The sequence below is a fragment of the Aldersonia sp. NBC_00410 genome (assembly GCF_026342035.1).
In the GTDB taxonomy this organism is placed as follows: domain Bacteria; phylum Actinomycetota; class Actinomycetes; order Mycobacteriales; family Mycobacteriaceae; genus Aldersonia.
The window spans coordinates 51334-66470 of record NZ_JAPENM010000009.1; the positions used below are offsets into that span (position 1 = coordinate 51334).

Below are 15137 nucleotides of genomic sequence, written 5' to 3' on the forward strand. Positions count from 1 at the left end.
CACGAGCTTGAGAATCCGCACCACCTGCGCAATCGTCGCAGCCGCCGTCCTGCCACTGGCGCTCGCCGGTTGCACGGAGAAGTCCGAGACCGACACTGACGCCATCACGGTGAACGCGACCGACGACGCCTGCGACGTGGCAAAGACGTCAGCGGAGACCGGCAACACCGCATTCTCGGTGACCAACAACGGCTCCAAGGCGACCGAGTTCTACGTGTACGGCGAAGGCGACCGGGTGATGGGCGAGGTCGAGAACATCGGGCCGGGGCTGACGCGGCAGCTGATCGTCGCGCTGAACGAGCCCGGTACCTACCAAACCTCGTGCCGACCGGGCATGGTCGGCGACGGTATTCGGGCGGACTTCACGGTCACCGGCGAGGCGAAGGCACCGGACGACGGCAGCGCACTCGCCGCGGCGGCCGACAGCTACAAGCGTTACGTCGTGAGCCAGACGGTGGCGCTGCAGGAAACTACCGACAAGTTCGTGGAAGCCGTCAAGGCGGGCGATATCGAGGCGGCCAAGGCCCAGTTCGCGACGGCGCGCACCTACTACGAGCGCATCGAGCCGGTCGCGGAGAGCTTCCCCGACGACCTCGACCCGCGCCTCGACCTGCGCGAGCCCGACGTCGAGCCGGGCCAGCCCTGGACCGGATTCCACCGGATCGAGAAGGACCTGTGGGCGCAAGGTTTGCAGCCCGACACCAACGCGATCGCCGACCAGCTCCAGGCCGATGTCGGCGAGCTCGTCGCTCGGGTGAACGCCCCCGAGATGGAGTTCGACCCGATCCAGACGGCGGGTGGGGCGGCCGGACTGCTCGAGGAGGTCGCGCGCACAAAGATCACCGGCGAGGAGGACTTCTTCTCGCACACCGACCTGTGGGATTTCCAGGCCAACGTGGACGGTTCGCAGGCCGCCGTCGCAGCGGTCCGCCCGATCATCGATGAGAAGGACCCCGAACTCGGCCTCCGGATCGATCAGCGCTTCGCCGACGTGAATGCCGAACTCGCCAAGTACCACCAGGGCGATGGGTTCGTTTCCTATGACACCGTCACCGAGCAGCAGCGACAGGAACTGTCGAAAAAGCTCGATGCACTACTCGCGGAAGTGAGCAATGTCCAAGGCGTCGTCGCAGGGCAGTGATCCTGTGCAGAACAGCGAGCCTGCGCAGCACGTAGCCCCTGAGTCGGGCAGCGCCCGCGGCAGATTGAGTCGCCGCGGGCTGTTCGGCGCGATCGGTGCCGGCGCGGCACTCGCCGGTGCCGGCGCGGTCGTCGGCCGGGTGACCGCGCCGGAGCACACACACGCGGCCGCGGACATCGTCGAGTTCCGTGGTGAGCACCAGTCGGGCATCGTCACACCGACGCAGGATCGTCTGCATTTCGTCTCGTTCGACGTGGTAACCGAATCTCGCGACCGACTCGTCGCGATGCTGCGGGAATGGACCGAGGTCGCCGAGCGGATGACCAAGGGCGAGGAAACCTATCCCGGCGCCGCGGTCGACGGGCCGCAGTACGCGCCGCCCAAGGACACCGGCGAGGCGCTCGGGCTCGCACCCAGCCAGCTCACGCTCACCATCGGGTTCGGGCCGTCGCTGTTCGGCACGGCCGACAACGATCGCTTCGATATTTATGCACGAAAACCCGCCGCCCTAGTCGACCTGCCGCACTTTCCCGGCCAGATCCTCAACCCGGCGATCAGTGGCGGAGACATCGCGATCCAGGCGTGTTCCAACGATCCGCAGGTCGCCGTGCACGCGGTGCGCAACCTGGCCCGGATCGGCACGGGCATCGTCGCGGTCAAGTGGTCGCAGCTCGGCTTCGGCCGCACCTCATCGACGTCGACGGACCAGGTCACCGCACGCAACCTGATGGGCTTCAAGGACGGCACCAACAACCTCAAGGCCGAAGATCCGAGCGCGGTATCAGAGTTCGTCTGGGTCGATCCCGCCGACGACCAGGACTGGCTCGCCGGTGGAAGTTTCCTGGTGACTCGTCGCATCCGAATGCTGATCGAGTCGTGGGACCGCACCACGCTCAACGAGCAGGAAAGGGTGATCGGGCGGTTCAAGGGCAACGGCGCACCGTTCGGCGGTTCCGAAGAGTTCGACCAGGTCGACCTGCAATCCGCCGGGCCGCACGGCCCCATGATCGACCACCGCGCCCACATCCGCCTCGCGTCCGCCGAGTCGCTCGGCGGGGTCAAGCTCCTGCGGCGCGGCTACAACTTCACCGACGGCTCCGACGGCTTCGGACACCTCGACGCGGGACTGTTCTTCATCGCCTACTGCCGCAACCCGCAGACCCAGTTCGTGCCGATGCAACTCCAACTCGCCCGCTCCGACCTACTCAACGAATACATCCAGCACACCTCCTCGGCGGTGTTCGCGGTGCCGCCTGGGCTGCGGGACGGTCAGTACTGGGGGTCGACGTTGTTCGGGGCGGCTGGGTCACCGCCGGCGTAGCGACCGGATCAACGTGGGTTGCTGCCGGTATCGGCGATCTGCACGTTTGGAGAATCGGGCCCATCCACCCGCGCCCACGCGGAGTCTGTCCAGTCGTCGGCGATATAGGCCGTGTTCACGACATTCTTGCCGTAGTCGCGATATTTATCGGATTCCCGCCGCGCACCCACGGAGGCATGCACCTTCGCCGACGGTCCGGGGTGGCGAGGCGTGTTGATGGCCAGCGCCCATACCTTGTCGTTCTGGTGAATCTCAGCCACGGCAAACGTCGCCTCCACTTCGGGCAGTTGGCGAAGACTTACCGTCCGCCGCAATATGATTCCCGCATTCACAGCGCCTTGCAGCACCCACATCAGTGAAATGTCGCCGAGTCCCTTCGCTTCGAATCCACCACCGACATCGGAGTGAACACCGGCGAACCAGGCTTCCTCGATATGCGGGTTGGTGACAAGGCTCACCTTGAAGGGTCGGCGCTTTTCGTCGATGGAAACCGCGTGCCTACCTGCGAGAACACTGTCGAGACTGTTGGACTTCGGAAAGCTCAGTTCACGTCGGAAGACCCCGGGTGCGTTGACGGTGTCCCAGAGACCGATGTATTCGACAGGGACGGAATACATCGGATCTCCGGTGGTGCCCAGGTGCGCCGCACGGCAGATCGTGCTGCGAAACTCGCTGGCATCGGCCAATTTGTTCTTCCAATCGTCGTCCGGGCGCGCGTAGAGATCGATCGCGTACTGCACCAGGTTTTCCGAGGACCGACGCGGAATACCGATCGCGTCCAGCAGTCCTGCGAGCGCCCGGGCATTGAAGGCGCCGCGGCTGAATCCGAAGATGAAGATCCTGTCGCCCGGTTCCCAGTTGTTCATCAGGAACGTATAGGCCTCGGCGAGATTGGTTTTCACGCCCAACCCGAAGGCCTTGCCGAGCATTTTGGAGGCCCACCGCCCCATCGGCGACCACGCCTTCGGCGACGAGAACGTGCCCACGCCGGGGTCGTAATACATGAGCTGTTCGCCATCCTGGTTCTCCAGGGCGCGAAAGATCTTCACGACGTTCGTGTTGCCATGGGCCTTGATCTGGTTGTCGGTGCCGTCGAAGCACAACACGATGTTCTTCGATTTCACGGTGTTCGTGGACGGTCCGACGGACGACCCGTTCGCGGATCCGTTGGGAGTGGTCATGAGTGCGCGACTCCTTGCCGTTCGATTGGTCGGAGGGTGTTGCAGTACTCGAGTGACAAAGCTAGATCGACATTCCGGGTTCACCACTAGGACTGTCAGGTTGACCCGGCGAGAGTTCTGCTGTCACGCCGGACCGTGCGATCAGCGCGGACACGACGGCGACCGAGGCAACTACCAGACTGACGAGCGACGCGTTCTGGGCTTCGTTCACCTGCCACCAACTGAAGCCGATGCCCAAGGACAGTGTCGTCGACGCGAAGGCGGTCACTGTGCCCGCGACTGCGACCGGCTGCTTCTTCGTGCCGGGGCGGTAGTGCGCAGTCACGGCCGCTACGAGAGCCCAGAATGTGGCTGCCTCGGTAGCGACAACCGTGTGCTGTGCGGGTGACCACGCCACCCACTCGAAACTCGTCGCCAAGCCGAATACCGCCGCCGTCAAACCCGCGAGGCCGCCAAGGATCGCCGGGCCGCGGGTCGACAGAACCTCAACAATCGTTGCCAAGACGGAGTTCGGGAATGGCAGGCCCGCGACACGGTGGTCATCGATTGCCGTCATTTCCCATCGCCCCCTTTCAGCCTGTGCCGGGACGGGGAGGGCATGGGCCCGGCTGTGCGTAACCGAACCGTAAGCCGGTATATCGCCGACGGCGCGAGTAGTGCGCTACTCGATTCCGACCGCGGGTACCAACGCCGAAGAATTCGCATGCGAGCATGCTCGCGGACTCGGCCGAGCAGGTTCACCTGCCCGGTTCCGTCCGGACCGGAAGGCTCATTTACACCATCTGACCTGCGATAAACCGACAATCGGACAGGCGCGAGGTCACCACCGGGTGCGACTGTGGTTCCGGTGCCGAACACGGCGCACAACCGCAGAAAACCCGAGAGGAACACTCACATGTTGTCCGGACTCACCCAGTTCTTCAACGACTTCTACGCCATCGGCGGCGACCTGCTCTCGATCAGCGACCTGTTCTCGATCGCCATCTCGCTCGGCTGAGCGATCCGAACAGAAAGCCCGCATGGTGGTCGCAATCCACCATGCGGGCTTTCCGCTGCATCAGCTGTCAGGGGGTGACACCGATCAGGTGGCGCAGCCCGCGGCAGCCTCGTCGCTCCACTGCGCCAAATCGCCCTCGAGCTCGGTGCCGTGACTCGCGACGCACACCCGATCCGCCGCCGCGTCGACATCGGTCGTCCACCAGCCGAGGACACCGTTCTCGCCGCCACCGCCGAGTGCACCCGTCGGGCTGAACGCGACCCGCCAGCGGACGACTCCGAGCGGGACGAGCGTCTCGCCGAGCGCGCTCGGCGCGGACGGATCATCCAACGCCCAGAGCCGAACGGTCTGATCGTCCGCGCCCGTGGCGAGCAACCGGGACGTCGGATCGAAGCTCACCGAGCGCACGGTGCTCGAGTGCCCATGCAACTCGGACACCTCCTCGACGTCGTCGCCCGAGATCCGCATGATGCGGACGATCTGGTCGTCGCCGCCTGCGGCAAGCAGTGTGCCGTCGGCGCTGATCGACAGGGAGTTGACCGGTCCACCCTGCTCGGCGACCACTGCCGAAGTCGGCGAACCCCCGGTGAGATCCCACCGGTGCAGCCTGCGATCGGCCGCTGCCGCGTACAGGCGCGATCCGTCGGGGCTGAACGCCACGGCGTTCACCCATCCAGCGGGCCCGGTGAGTGGTTCGGGGCGGGCAACGGGATGCGCGCGGTCGGCGAGGTCCCACAACTGGACGCTGCTGTCGTCGGCAGCAGTGGCCAACAACCTGGAGTCCGGTGAAAACACGATCTCGTGTGCGTACCTGGAGCCGGGGATGACCACGCTCGTGAGGAACCGGGGCGCGGCGGGCACGGTGGTGTCGAACAGCTGTACATCGCCGGATTCCAGAAACGTCACCGCCAGCGTTCGGCCATCCGGCGCGAGGGCAACGTTCTCGACGCGAAGATCGTCGGCGAGCGGGGTGACCGACGAAACTGGTTCCGGCGCCGGACCACCGGTCCGCCAGAGCAGCACCTGCCCGTCCCACGATCCGGTCGCCATCAGGTCGCCGGACGCATCGAAGCTCGGCGCCTGCACACGTCTCGTGTGGCTGGTGACCACTGCCGGCGACAGGGACCAGACCTGCAGGTTGCCGGCCTGTCCGCCGGTGAGTACCCGGTGATCGTCGAGGAAGGACACCGTCGTGAGGCCGCCGCGGCTGCCGGTCATCCGCTGTCCCAACTGAACCGGAGTGCGGGGATCCGCGACGTTCCACAACTTGACCGCGCCATCCCACGCCGCCGTGGCCAGCGTCTTGCCGTCCGACGCGAAGCTCAGCGACCACAGTGCCGCCGCGTGCGCATCGATTGCCGGGCCGAGTGCGACGACGTTGTCTCGGTCGCGCATCGACCACAACCGGAAGGTCTGGTCGTCGCTACCGGTGGCCAGCGTTGCCCCGTCCGGGCTGAACGCGGCCGAGTGGACGGTCAGCGACTGACCGGTCAGCGGTGCACCGAGCTGCCTCGCCGCGTTCGGATCCGCGACGTCCCACACCCTGGCGGTGCGGTCATCGCTGCCGCTCACCAGGGTGTTCCCGTCGGGGCTGAACGCCACCGTGCGGACGGCGCCGTCGTGACCCGTCAGGACGCGGGTCATGCCGGTCACCAGGTCGTGCAAGCGAACCAGGTGGTCGTCACCCGCGGTCGCGATCCAGCGGCCGTCGGCGCGTGTCGCGAGCGAGTAGACCGCGCCCCGGCCGCCGAGCTCGATGTCCGGGCCGCGGACCGGGTGATTTGCGTCGGAAACGTCCCAGCGCTGGACGCGGCCCGAGCCGCCGGTGGCGAAGAGCGTGTTCCCATCGGGCGAGAACGCGACCGAGGCGACCCACGACTCGGTGTCCAGCGGTACCCCGAGCGGCACGAGTCCCGCAGCGTCGTCGCGGCGCCAGAGGCGAACCGTGTTGTCGTAGCCACCCGAAGCGACGAGCCCCGTCGACGACTGCCCACTCGAGGATTGGGCGGTCCCGTAGACGGCACCTCGGTGCGCCGGCACCGTTGCGGCGAGCGGCGCGGACTGCGACGCGAGCACCAGCCCGCGCGCCTGCGGATCATCCGGACGTTCGGATTCGGCGGCGAGCGCGAGGCGGGCGGACTCGGTCGGGTTCACGGATTGGTCGTACCTGGCCGCGGAAATCAGCGCCGCGTGCTCGGCGTCGGCGCGTGCGCGCTCGGCACGTTGGCTTTGGCGCATCGACACGACCGCCAGCACCGAGGTCGCGACTGCCGCGAGGACCAGCACCAGCACGAGAACGCGCTTCACCGTGCTCTGGCGCCTGCGGACCTCTTCCCCAGCGGCGATGAACTCGACACCCAACGGCGAGAGGGCGCCGGGGGTGCGGGCGCGCAGATCGCTCGCGACCGCAAGGCGGGTGCCCTGGTAGAGCAGCGCACGGTCCCGACCGGACGCGGTCCACTCCTCGACGTCGGTCTGGATTCGATGGCGGGTGATCGCGTCCTCACGGTCGTCCTCGACCCAGACGGCGAGGCGCGGCCACGCGCCGATCACCGCGTCGTGCGCCAGCGACGTCCCGTGTGCATCCTGGGTGATGATCCGGGCCTCGGCCAGCGCGTTCAGCACGGCGTCGGCCGACGCCCGATCGGGACAACGCCGGACCAGCGCGTCACGATCGACGTGGCGCCCGACCGCGGAACCGTCCGGCACGGGGATGACCAACTCCAGCAGGACGGTGCGGGCAATGTCGCGCTCCTGCGGGCCGAACGACTCCCACTGCCGCTCGGCGCTGGTGGCGATCGCACCCCGGACGCCGCCGGCCTGCTCGTATGCGCCGACGCTCAGCACATTGCCGTCGCGGGCCTGCCAGGTGCTGCGCAGGGCGTGCGCGAGGAGCGGAAACGTTCCGGCCGGGATCACCCCGCGCGTACCGGTGCTGCGGACGCCGAGATCGGCGAGCATCAGCTCCACGAGGCCGTCACCGACGGTCAGACCCATCTTCTTCGCCGGTTCGACGATCGCCGCTGTCAGTTCGGCGGCCGTCGGTGGCCCCAGCAGCATCTGATTGCTCTCGAGCGCGGTTGCCAGCGCCGGATGCCGTGCCGCTTGGGTGTAGAAGTCGGCCCGCAGCGCAACGACCACACCCGCGCAGCGGCCGGGTTCGACCGGGCCGACGGAGGTCATGCCAGCGACGACCGCGAGGTACCGCTCGGCGTAGTCGTCGTCGAACGGAGCCAGGAACAGCTCCTCGAGTTGGTCGACAGCCAACACGAACGGCCGCGACTCGGATGCGCGGTCGTGCGTCCACGACGCGATCTCATCGGCCTCGACTGCCGCCGGCGTCACCAGCAGCACGTCGATGTCGTCGCTGAGCCGCGCCGCGAACCCCGCCTGCAGCATCGATGATTTGCCCACGCCCGAATCGCCGACGAGGACGAGCAACTCGCCGCTTCCGAGTCCACTGTTGAACCTGGCCAGCATCGTTTCGGTCTGGCTGTCCCGACCCGCGAAGCACTCCGCATCGTCGATGGTGAGCGCGGCCAGACCGGGGTAAGGACAGACCGCAGGCCCGGCAGGTTCGGCGCAGGCGCGTTCCTGCTGCGCTCTCGACCACAGCTTGCGCCACGCCGGCATCGAATAGAGCCCCGGCAGCGTGGGTTCCGGGCGGTTGCGCCCTGCGGCCGGGACGAGAACGCTCAGGACCGCAGCCAATCCGTCGAACTTCGCGGGCACGCTGCGCCCACCTCGCCAGTCCGAGATGCGCTGGGCACTGACCTCACGACCACGCGGGTTCCGGGCCCGCAACTCCCGGGTGGCCCGAGCACTGACCGCCTTCAGCGGTGGGGACCCGGCATCGGAATAGAGGACGCCGAGCCGGTATGCCAGCTCGGCACGTAAGGGGGAGCTCAACGTCCTCAACTCTCGTCCCGGCACCGCATGACCGGGCGGCGCTCCACAATCGACGCTACGGATACCCGTCCGGCGCGGGCTTGCACGATGGCGCAGACCACATGTCGGACACCTCACAGAACTGCACCACAATCGTGGATCTCACACTTGCCCGCACCGATCCATTGGTCGCGGCAATCTTGGCGACGACCTCACGCAGCCGCGAGGATGGCTACGTGGATGAGCGGACGGAATTGGTCGGTGGCATCGATAAGCGTGACATCCACATTGTGGACTATGACCCGACCTGGCCGGAGCGGTTCAACCGTGAGCGCATACGTATCGCCGAGGCGCTCGGTGATACCGCCTGCCGCATCGATCACATCGGATCGACCTCCGTACCCGATCTGGCCGCGAAGCCAATAGTCGACATCGAATGAGCGTGCCGGACGTCGAGGACGAGCGGGCGTATCTCGGCCCACTGCTCGACGCGGGTTACCAGCTGCGGGTGCGCGAACCGGGGCATCGAATGGTCCGGACGTCCGAGCTGGATGTGCACGTCCACGTGTGCACTGTCGGCAGCGATTGGGAACGACGTCACCTGCTCGGATAGGTACACGTCCGGCGCGAGCCTGGACGATGGCGGCAACCAATCACTTTCTGCCCGCTCGCAGTTCGGTCGGCCAGCACGCCCGCCAGACCCCAGCATCGAGCGACTTTCGTTCACCCCGAACGCTTTCCGCATGATCCTCGGCGGCACGCACCCGCTGCGCGAAAGACAGCACCGCGGTACGCAGCTGCTGCTCGGCGCTACCCGGGCCGCCGATGCGCACGACTCGCAACTCGTCGGGCACCAGATCGTCGGGCAGACCCGCGGTCGCGCTACGGCCGAGCACCTTCTCGGCGAGCGCGAGCGCCGGCAGGTCCATGGCGATGCCGTCCAGGCAGGATCGGCGCGCCTTCTCCGCGGCCTTGCGCTGTTCCCACGCCCGTTCCTGCGCGGCGATGTCGATCGGGCCGGTCAGATCGTCGCCAAGATGTGGGCTGCGGTGCACCAACTTCGCGACCAGCGTGGCGGCCACGTCGTCGACCGTGAACGGCCGATCCGAGTCCTGCGCGATCCGAGCGTGGAACAGCACCTGCAGCAACAGGTCGCCTAGTTCCTCCTTGATCGCCTCCGGATCCGCCGAACCGATCGCGTCGAGCAGCTCGTAGGTCTCCTCGAGCAGATAGGGCCGCAGCGAATCGTGCGTCTGCGTCACTTCCCAGCCGCCGAGGCGCCACAGCCGGTCCATCAGCTCGACCGCCTCGACCAGGCCCTCCCCCTGGTCGGTCACGTGGCCGCACCTGCGCCCGTGACCTCGGCCACCGAAAGGCTCACCGCGCCGGGCGCTTTGCCGTCCAGCGCGAGCAGGAAATCGGCGACGTACTGCAGCAGCGCCGCATCGCGCAGCCGGTCCGAGCCGATACCGCCGGACCGCGGGATCGGCAACTGCACCACACCGGTGGTGGCCCGGTAGGCCGCCGACGGGTAGAGCCGCTTGAGCCGGACCTGCTTGGAATCGGTGAGTTGCAGCGGCGCGAACTTCAGCTGCGATCCGCTCACGCCGACCTCGTCGACGCCGTATTCGCGGCACAGCAAACGCAGCTTCGCCACCGAGATCAGCCTGCCTACCTCGACCGGCAGGCTGCCGTACCGGTCGAGGAGCTCCTCGACGACCGACATGATCGCAGCGTCCTCGCCTGCGGCGGCGAGCTTTCGGTAGGCCTCGAGCCGCAGCCGGTCGCTCGTCACGTAATCCGGCGGAATGTGCGCGTCCACCGGCAGGTCGATCCGCACCTCCCTGGTCTCCTCCGCGGCCTCTATCGGTTTACCGTCCGCCGCCGCCCGGTAGGCCTCGACCGCCTCACCTACCAGCCGCACGTACAGGTCGAACCCGACGCCGGCCACGTGCCCGGACTGTTCGGCGCCGAGAACGTTTCCCGCACCACGAATTTCGAGGTCCTTCATCGCCACCGCCATACCCGCGCCGAGGTCGGAGTTCTGCGAGATCGTGGCGAGCCGGTCGTAGGCGGTCTCGGTCAGCGGCTTCTCGGCCGGGTAGAGGAAGTAGGCGTACCCGCGTTCGCGGCTGCGCCCGACCCGGCCGCGCAGCTGATGCAGCTGCGAAAGGCCAAGTGCATCAGCCCGTTCCACAATGAGCGTGTTCGCGTTCGAAATGTCCAGTCCGGTCTCGATGATCGTGGTACACACCAGCACGTCGTACTCGCGCTCCCAGAAACCCTGCACGGTCCGCTCGAGGTTGTCCTCGTTCATCTGCCCGTGCGCGACCACCACCCGCGCCTCCGGCACGAGTTCCTTTATTCGGTTGGCGGCCTTGTCGATCGAGCTCACCCGGTTGTGCACGTAGAACACCTGGCCGTCGCGTAGCAACTCGCGGCGAATCGCGGCGCCGACCTGTTTGTCGTTGTAAACACCCACATAGGTGAGCACCGGGTGACGCTCCTCCGGCGGCGTGAGAATGGTCGACATCTCGCGGATCCCGGCCAGGCTCATCTCGAGCGTGCGCGGAATCGGCGTGGCGGACATGGTGAGCACGTCGACGTGCGTGCGCATCGCCTTGATGTGTTCCTTGTGCTCGACGCCGAAGCGCTGCTCCTCGTCGACCACGACCAGCCCGAGATCCTTCCAGCGCACCCCCGTCTGCAACAGTCGGTGCGTGCCGACCACCACGTCCACGGTGCCCTCGGCGAGTCCGTCGAGAATTTCGCGGGACGCGCGGGTATCGGTGAACCGGGACAGTCCCTTCACCGTGACCGGGAATGCCGCCATCCGCTCGGTGAAGGTCTGCAGATGCTGTTGCGCGAGAAGCGTTGTCGGCACGAGCACGGCTACCTGCTTGCCGTCCTGCACGGCTTTGAACGCCGCGCGGACCGCGATCTCGGTCTTGCCGTAGCCGACATCACCGCACACCACCCGGTCCATCGGGACCGGCCGCTCCATGTCCGACTTCACCTCGGAGATCGCGGTCATCTGATCCACGGTCTCGGTGAACGCGAACGCGTCCTCCATCTCCTTCTGCCACGGCGTATCCGGGGCGAAGGCATGGCCCGGTGCGGCGTGCCGGGCGGCGTAGAGCTGCACCAACTCGCCCGCGATCTCACGAACTGCCTTGCGCGCCTTGCGTTTCGTATTCGCCCAGTCCGAGCCGCCAAGTTTCGACAGGCTCGGCATCTCGCCGCCGACGTAGCGGGAGAGCTGATCGAGCGCGTCCATCGGCACGAACAACCGGTCACCGGGCTGACCGCGTTTGCTCGACGCGTACTCGATGACGAGGTACTCGCGCCGGGCGCCGCCGACGGTGCGTTCGGTCATCTCGACGAACCGGCCGATGCCGTGCTGATCGTGCACCACCATGTCACCGGCGTTGAGCGCCAACGGATCGACCTGGTTGCGGCGTTTCGCGGGCAGGCGTTTTCCGTCGCCGACCGCGGTCGCCCGGTGCCCGGTCAGGTCGGATTCGGTGATGACCACGAGGCCGGCATCGGCGAGAACGAAGCCCGAACCCAGTGTGCCGCAGAGCACCCCGATGATCCCCTGCTGCGGCTCGGCACCCGGGGCGAGCAATGCGCTCGGCACGTCGGCCTCGTGCAGCCGTTCCAGGACGCGTTCCGCGGTGCCGTGTCCGGCGACCACGATGGCCGCCCGGCCCCCGGTGCCGGCGTGGCCACGCAGCAGCGCGAACGTCGTGGCCAATTCCTCATCCGAGCCGCGAGCCTCCGGTGCGGGTGCGACCTCGAGTTCGATCTCGGACTCCGCACCGGAGGCCAGCGGGCTGATCGTCCACCACGGCAGGTGCCGGTCACGGGCACTCGCCTCGATCTCGCCGAGCTGCCGGTACGCCGATGCACCGAGGTCGATCGACAGGCGGGCACCGTTGCCGTCACGCAGGTTCGCCGTATCGATCGGCGCGGTGCCGCCCACCGACGCCGCCGTCCACGACGCTTCCAGAAACTCCTGCCCGGTCCGGACCAGGTCCCCGGCCCGGGCACGCACCTTTTCCGGATCGCAGATCAGCACGTGCGCGCCGTCCGGCAGCGTTTCGGTGAGCAACTGCAGCTTGCCCGGCATCAGCACAGGCAGCAGGGCTTCCATGCCCTCGACCGGGATGCCCGAGGCGAGCTTGTCGAGCAACTCCACCAGCGCGGCGTCGGACTGATTATCGGCGGCGAGTTGTCCGGCGCGGTCCCGGATCGCTTCGGTGAGCAGCAGTTCGCGGCACGGCGGCGCGATCACCAAGTCGATCCCGACGTCGGTCAGCGAGCGCTGATCCGCCACCGAGAACGCGCGCAGCTCGGTGATCTCGTCGCCCCAGAACTCCACCCGGACCGGATGGTCCGCGGTCGGCGAGAACACGTCGAGGATGCCGCCGCGTACCGCGAACTCGCCGCGTTTGCCGACCATGTCGACACGGGTGTAGGCGAACTCGACGAGCCGCTCGATCAGCTTGTCGAAGTCGAGTTCGGCACCGACGCGCAGCGTCACCGGCTCGATCTCCCCCAGGCGCGGTGCCATCGGCTGCATCATCGAGCGGATCGTCGTGACCACGACCCGCAGCGGTGCGCCGTAATCCGGGTCGGTCGGCCGGGCGAGCCTGCGCAGCACCTCGAGCCGGCGCCCAATGGTGTCCGCGCCCGGCGAGAGCCGCTCGTGCGGCAGCGTCTCCCAGGACGGGAACTGCGCGACCGCGTCGCCGATCGTCTCGGTGAGTTCGGCGGTGAGGTCGTCGGCCTCGCGCCCGGTCGCGGTGACCAGTAGCAGGAAGTCCCGCGCGGCGATCGCGGAGGCGACGAAGGTTCGGACGGACGACGGGCCGACGAGTTCGACGCCGGCCCGGCCGGTCAGCTCGGCAACCCGGGTGAGGGCGGTGTCCGCGCAAGCGACGGCGGCCAGCCCCGCCAGCGGCGGGCTAGTGGAAGGCAACGGCAAACTCCTGGTGCCCGATGTGTGGACAGATCGGTGGGTGGCCCCTCCATGATATGGGCGCACGGGCCGGCTCGAATCCACGCCCCGCTTCGACTGAACGGAACCGTTCAGTCGATCTGATCGACTGAACGGTTCCGTTCAGTCGATCGAGGGGGGGTGTCCGGTCCGACCGGTCAGTACCGCCGGGCCCGGCGCGCCGCGTACTCGCGGAAGTAACCGAGCTTGCTCTCCGGGACGAGCGAGGGAAGCAGATGGAACCACATCCGTTCCATCCGGGCGGGCATCTGCTCGAGCTCACCGGTGCCGAGCGCGATCACGTGCACACCGGCGGTGAGCTCCTGCATCAACCGGGCCGCCGAGTCCGGGTCGAGATCCGGGAGCACGTCGCCCTCCTCGATCGCCCGTTTGACCAACAGGGTGTGTTCGTGGATGAAGACTGCGAGCATGTTCTGGTTGCTGGTGCCGCGGTAGTCGCCGATCTGATGGTTGAGCGCCAGCATCGACGCCACCATCCGGTCGCGCAACGCCAGATCCGCGACCAGATAGCTGTACGAGATACAGACCTCCAGCGCGGGGGCGTTGTCGGCGAGGCGGTCCCTGGATGCGGCAAGCCGCTCGATCCCGAGGTCGACGACCGCGCGGGCGAGCTCCTCTTTCGACCCGAAGTGGAAGTACAGCGCACCCTTGGTGACGTTGGCCTGGGCCATGATCTCGTTCAGGCTCGCGTTGGCGTAGCCGAGGCGCAGGAATACCTCCGCGGCGCCGGTGAGCACCGCGTCGCGGGTGATCTCCGCGCGCGCCTGCCTAGCCACGCGCATCACCTGCACGGGTCATGGTCCGATAGTGCACCGTCATTCATCGCCCAGTTGGGGGTTCGGCTCGAGGTTCGTCAGTCCATTCCAACAGAGGTTGACCAGGTGTGCCGCGACGACCTCCTTGGGCGGGTTGCGCTCGTCGAGCCACCAGGTGGCGGTGGTGGAAACCATGCCGACGAGGGCCTGCGCGTAGAGCTGTGCGAGCGCCGGATCGAGGCCGCGACGGGCGAAGTCGCCGGCGAGGATGTAGCCGACCTGGCCGATCGCCTCGTTCAACAGGCTCGAATAGGTGCCCTCGGCTGCCGTCACCCGCTGGTCGCGAACCAGGATGCGGAACCCGTCGGTGCGTTCCTCGACGTAGGTGAGCAACGCGAGCGCGACCCGCTCGACGCGGACCCGTGAGCGGTTCTGCGACAACGAGGACGTGATCATCTCGTTCAGGGTGGACATCTCGCGGTCCACGACGACCGCGTACAGCCCTTCCTTACCGCCGAAATGCTCGTAGACGACGGGCTTGGAGACATGCGCGCGTTGAGCGATCTCCTCGATCGAGGCGGCGTCGTAACCGCGCTCGGCGAACAGCGCGCGCGCAACCTCGATCAACTGCTGACGCCGCTGGGTTCCGGTCATCCGCACCCGCGGTGCGCGCTCGCCGCTGCCGGCGTGTTCGGGGTCCGACATGGCGCTACCTCCGCGTCCGGCTTCGACCCGGATACCCGGATCCGACCACAGACTCAGCGCTGAACCGATCCGCAGCCATGTCCCCGTCCCCCTCGGTTGTCATCGCTGTGTCCGACGCGGTCGTAC

At 67.4% G+C, this 15137-nt stretch carries 11 protein-coding genes; 4 read left to right on the forward strand and 7 right to left on the reverse strand.

Annotated elements, in window-relative coordinates:
• The first annotated feature begins 7 nt into the window (after positions 1–7).
• Positions 8–1141: an iron uptake system protein EfeO gene (gene efeO, locus OG921_RS20285; protein ID WP_266114333.1), complete on the forward strand. Its 1134-nt coding sequence runs from the start codon at positions 8–10 to the stop codon at positions 1139–1141.
• Positions 1113–2462 (forward strand): iron uptake transporter deferrochelatase/peroxidase subunit, encoded by a 1350-nt coding sequence (efeB, locus tag OG921_RS20290; protein ID WP_266114334.1) that lies wholly within the window; start codon positions 1113–1115, stop codon positions 2460–2462. Before efeO ends, efeB begins: the two co-directional genes overlap by 29 nt.
• Positions 2463–2470: 8 nt before the next feature.
• Here the strand turns inward: efeB and OG921_RS20295 are convergent, their stop codons facing one another.
• The 3 genes from OG921_RS20295 to OG921_RS20305 form a co-directional block, all read right to left on the reverse strand.
• The gene (locus OG921_RS20295; protein WP_266114335.1) at positions 2471–3586 is read right to left on the reverse strand and encodes a DUF2235 domain-containing protein; all 1116 of its coding nucleotides are present in this window, start codon (positions 3584–3586) and stop codon (positions 2471–2473) included.
• Positions 3587–3704: 118 nt separating this feature from the next.
• A complete protein-coding gene (locus tag OG921_RS20300; RefSeq protein ID WP_266114336.1) occupies positions 3705–4199 on the reverse strand; it encodes a hypothetical protein in 495 nt (164 codons plus the stop codon).
• A gap of 525 nt (positions 4200–4724) precedes the next feature.
• A complete protein-coding gene (locus tag OG921_RS20305; RefSeq protein WP_266114337.1) occupies positions 4725–8549 on the reverse strand; it encodes a hypothetical protein in 3825 nt (1274 codons plus the stop codon).
• A 101-nt stretch (positions 8550–8650) separates the two neighbouring features.
• On the opposite strand from OG921_RS20305, the gene OG921_RS20310 reads away from it, so the two are divergent.
• Both OG921_RS20310 and OG921_RS20315 read left to right on the forward strand, forming a co-directional pair.
• Entirely contained in the window at positions 8651–8968 is a 318-nt protein-coding gene (locus tag OG921_RS20310; RefSeq protein WP_266114338.1) for a GrpB family protein, read from the forward strand.
• Positions 8965–9141, forward strand: coding sequence for a GrpB family protein (locus OG921_RS20315; RefSeq protein WP_266114339.1), 177 nt, complete (start codon positions 8965–8967; stop codon positions 9139–9141). Before OG921_RS20310 ends, OG921_RS20315 begins: the two co-directional genes overlap by 4 nt.
• A gap of 40 nt (positions 9142–9181) precedes the next feature.
• Here the strand turns inward: OG921_RS20315 and OG921_RS20320 are convergent, their stop codons facing one another.
• The 4 genes from OG921_RS20320 to OG921_RS20335 form a co-directional block, all read right to left on the reverse strand.
• On the reverse strand, positions 9182–9823 hold the full coding sequence (locus OG921_RS20320; RefSeq protein WP_266114534.1) for a MazG family protein: 642 nt from the start codon (positions 9821–9823) through the stop codon (positions 9182–9184).
• 38 nt (positions 9824–9861) lie between these two features.
• Positions 9862–13512, reverse strand: a complete 3651-nt coding sequence (gene mfd, locus OG921_RS20325) for a transcription-repair coupling factor (protein WP_266114340.1) — start codon at positions 13510–13512, stop codon at positions 9862–9864.
• Between the two features lie 176 nt (positions 13513–13688).
• Positions 13689–14327, reverse strand: a complete 639-nt coding sequence (locus tag OG921_RS20330; protein WP_266114341.1) for a TetR/AcrR family transcriptional regulator — start codon at positions 14325–14327, stop codon at positions 13689–13691.
• A 39-nt stretch (positions 14328–14366) separates the two neighbouring features.
• A complete protein-coding gene (locus tag OG921_RS20335; protein WP_266114342.1) occupies positions 14367–15011 on the reverse strand; it encodes a TetR/AcrR family transcriptional regulator in 645 nt (214 codons plus the stop codon).
• Positions 15012–15137 lie beyond the last annotated feature (126 nt).

Coding starts and splice junctions, on each gene's coding strand:
- efeB (WP_266114334.1), top strand. CDS start 1,113: ATGTCCAAGGCGTCGTCGCAGGGCAGTGATCCTGTGCAGAACAGCGAG.
- OG921_RS20315 (WP_266114339.1), top strand. CDS start 8,965: ATGAGCGTGCCGGACGTCGAGGACGAGCGGGCGTATCTCGGCCCACTG.
- OG921_RS20320 (WP_266114534.1), bottom strand. CDS start 9,823: ATGGACCGGCTGTGGCGCCTCGGCGGCTGGGAAGTGACGCAGACGCAC.
- OG921_RS20335 (WP_266114342.1), bottom strand. CDS start 15,011: ATGTCGGACCCCGAACACGCCGGCAGCGGCGAGCGCGCACCGCGGGTG.
- OG921_RS20310 (WP_266114338.1), top strand. CDS start 8,651: ATGTCGGACACCTCACAGAACTGCACCACAATCGTGGATCTCACACTT.
- OG921_RS20300 (WP_266114336.1), bottom strand. CDS start 4,199: ATGACGGCAATCGATGACCACCGTGTCGCGGGCCTGCCATTCCCGAAC.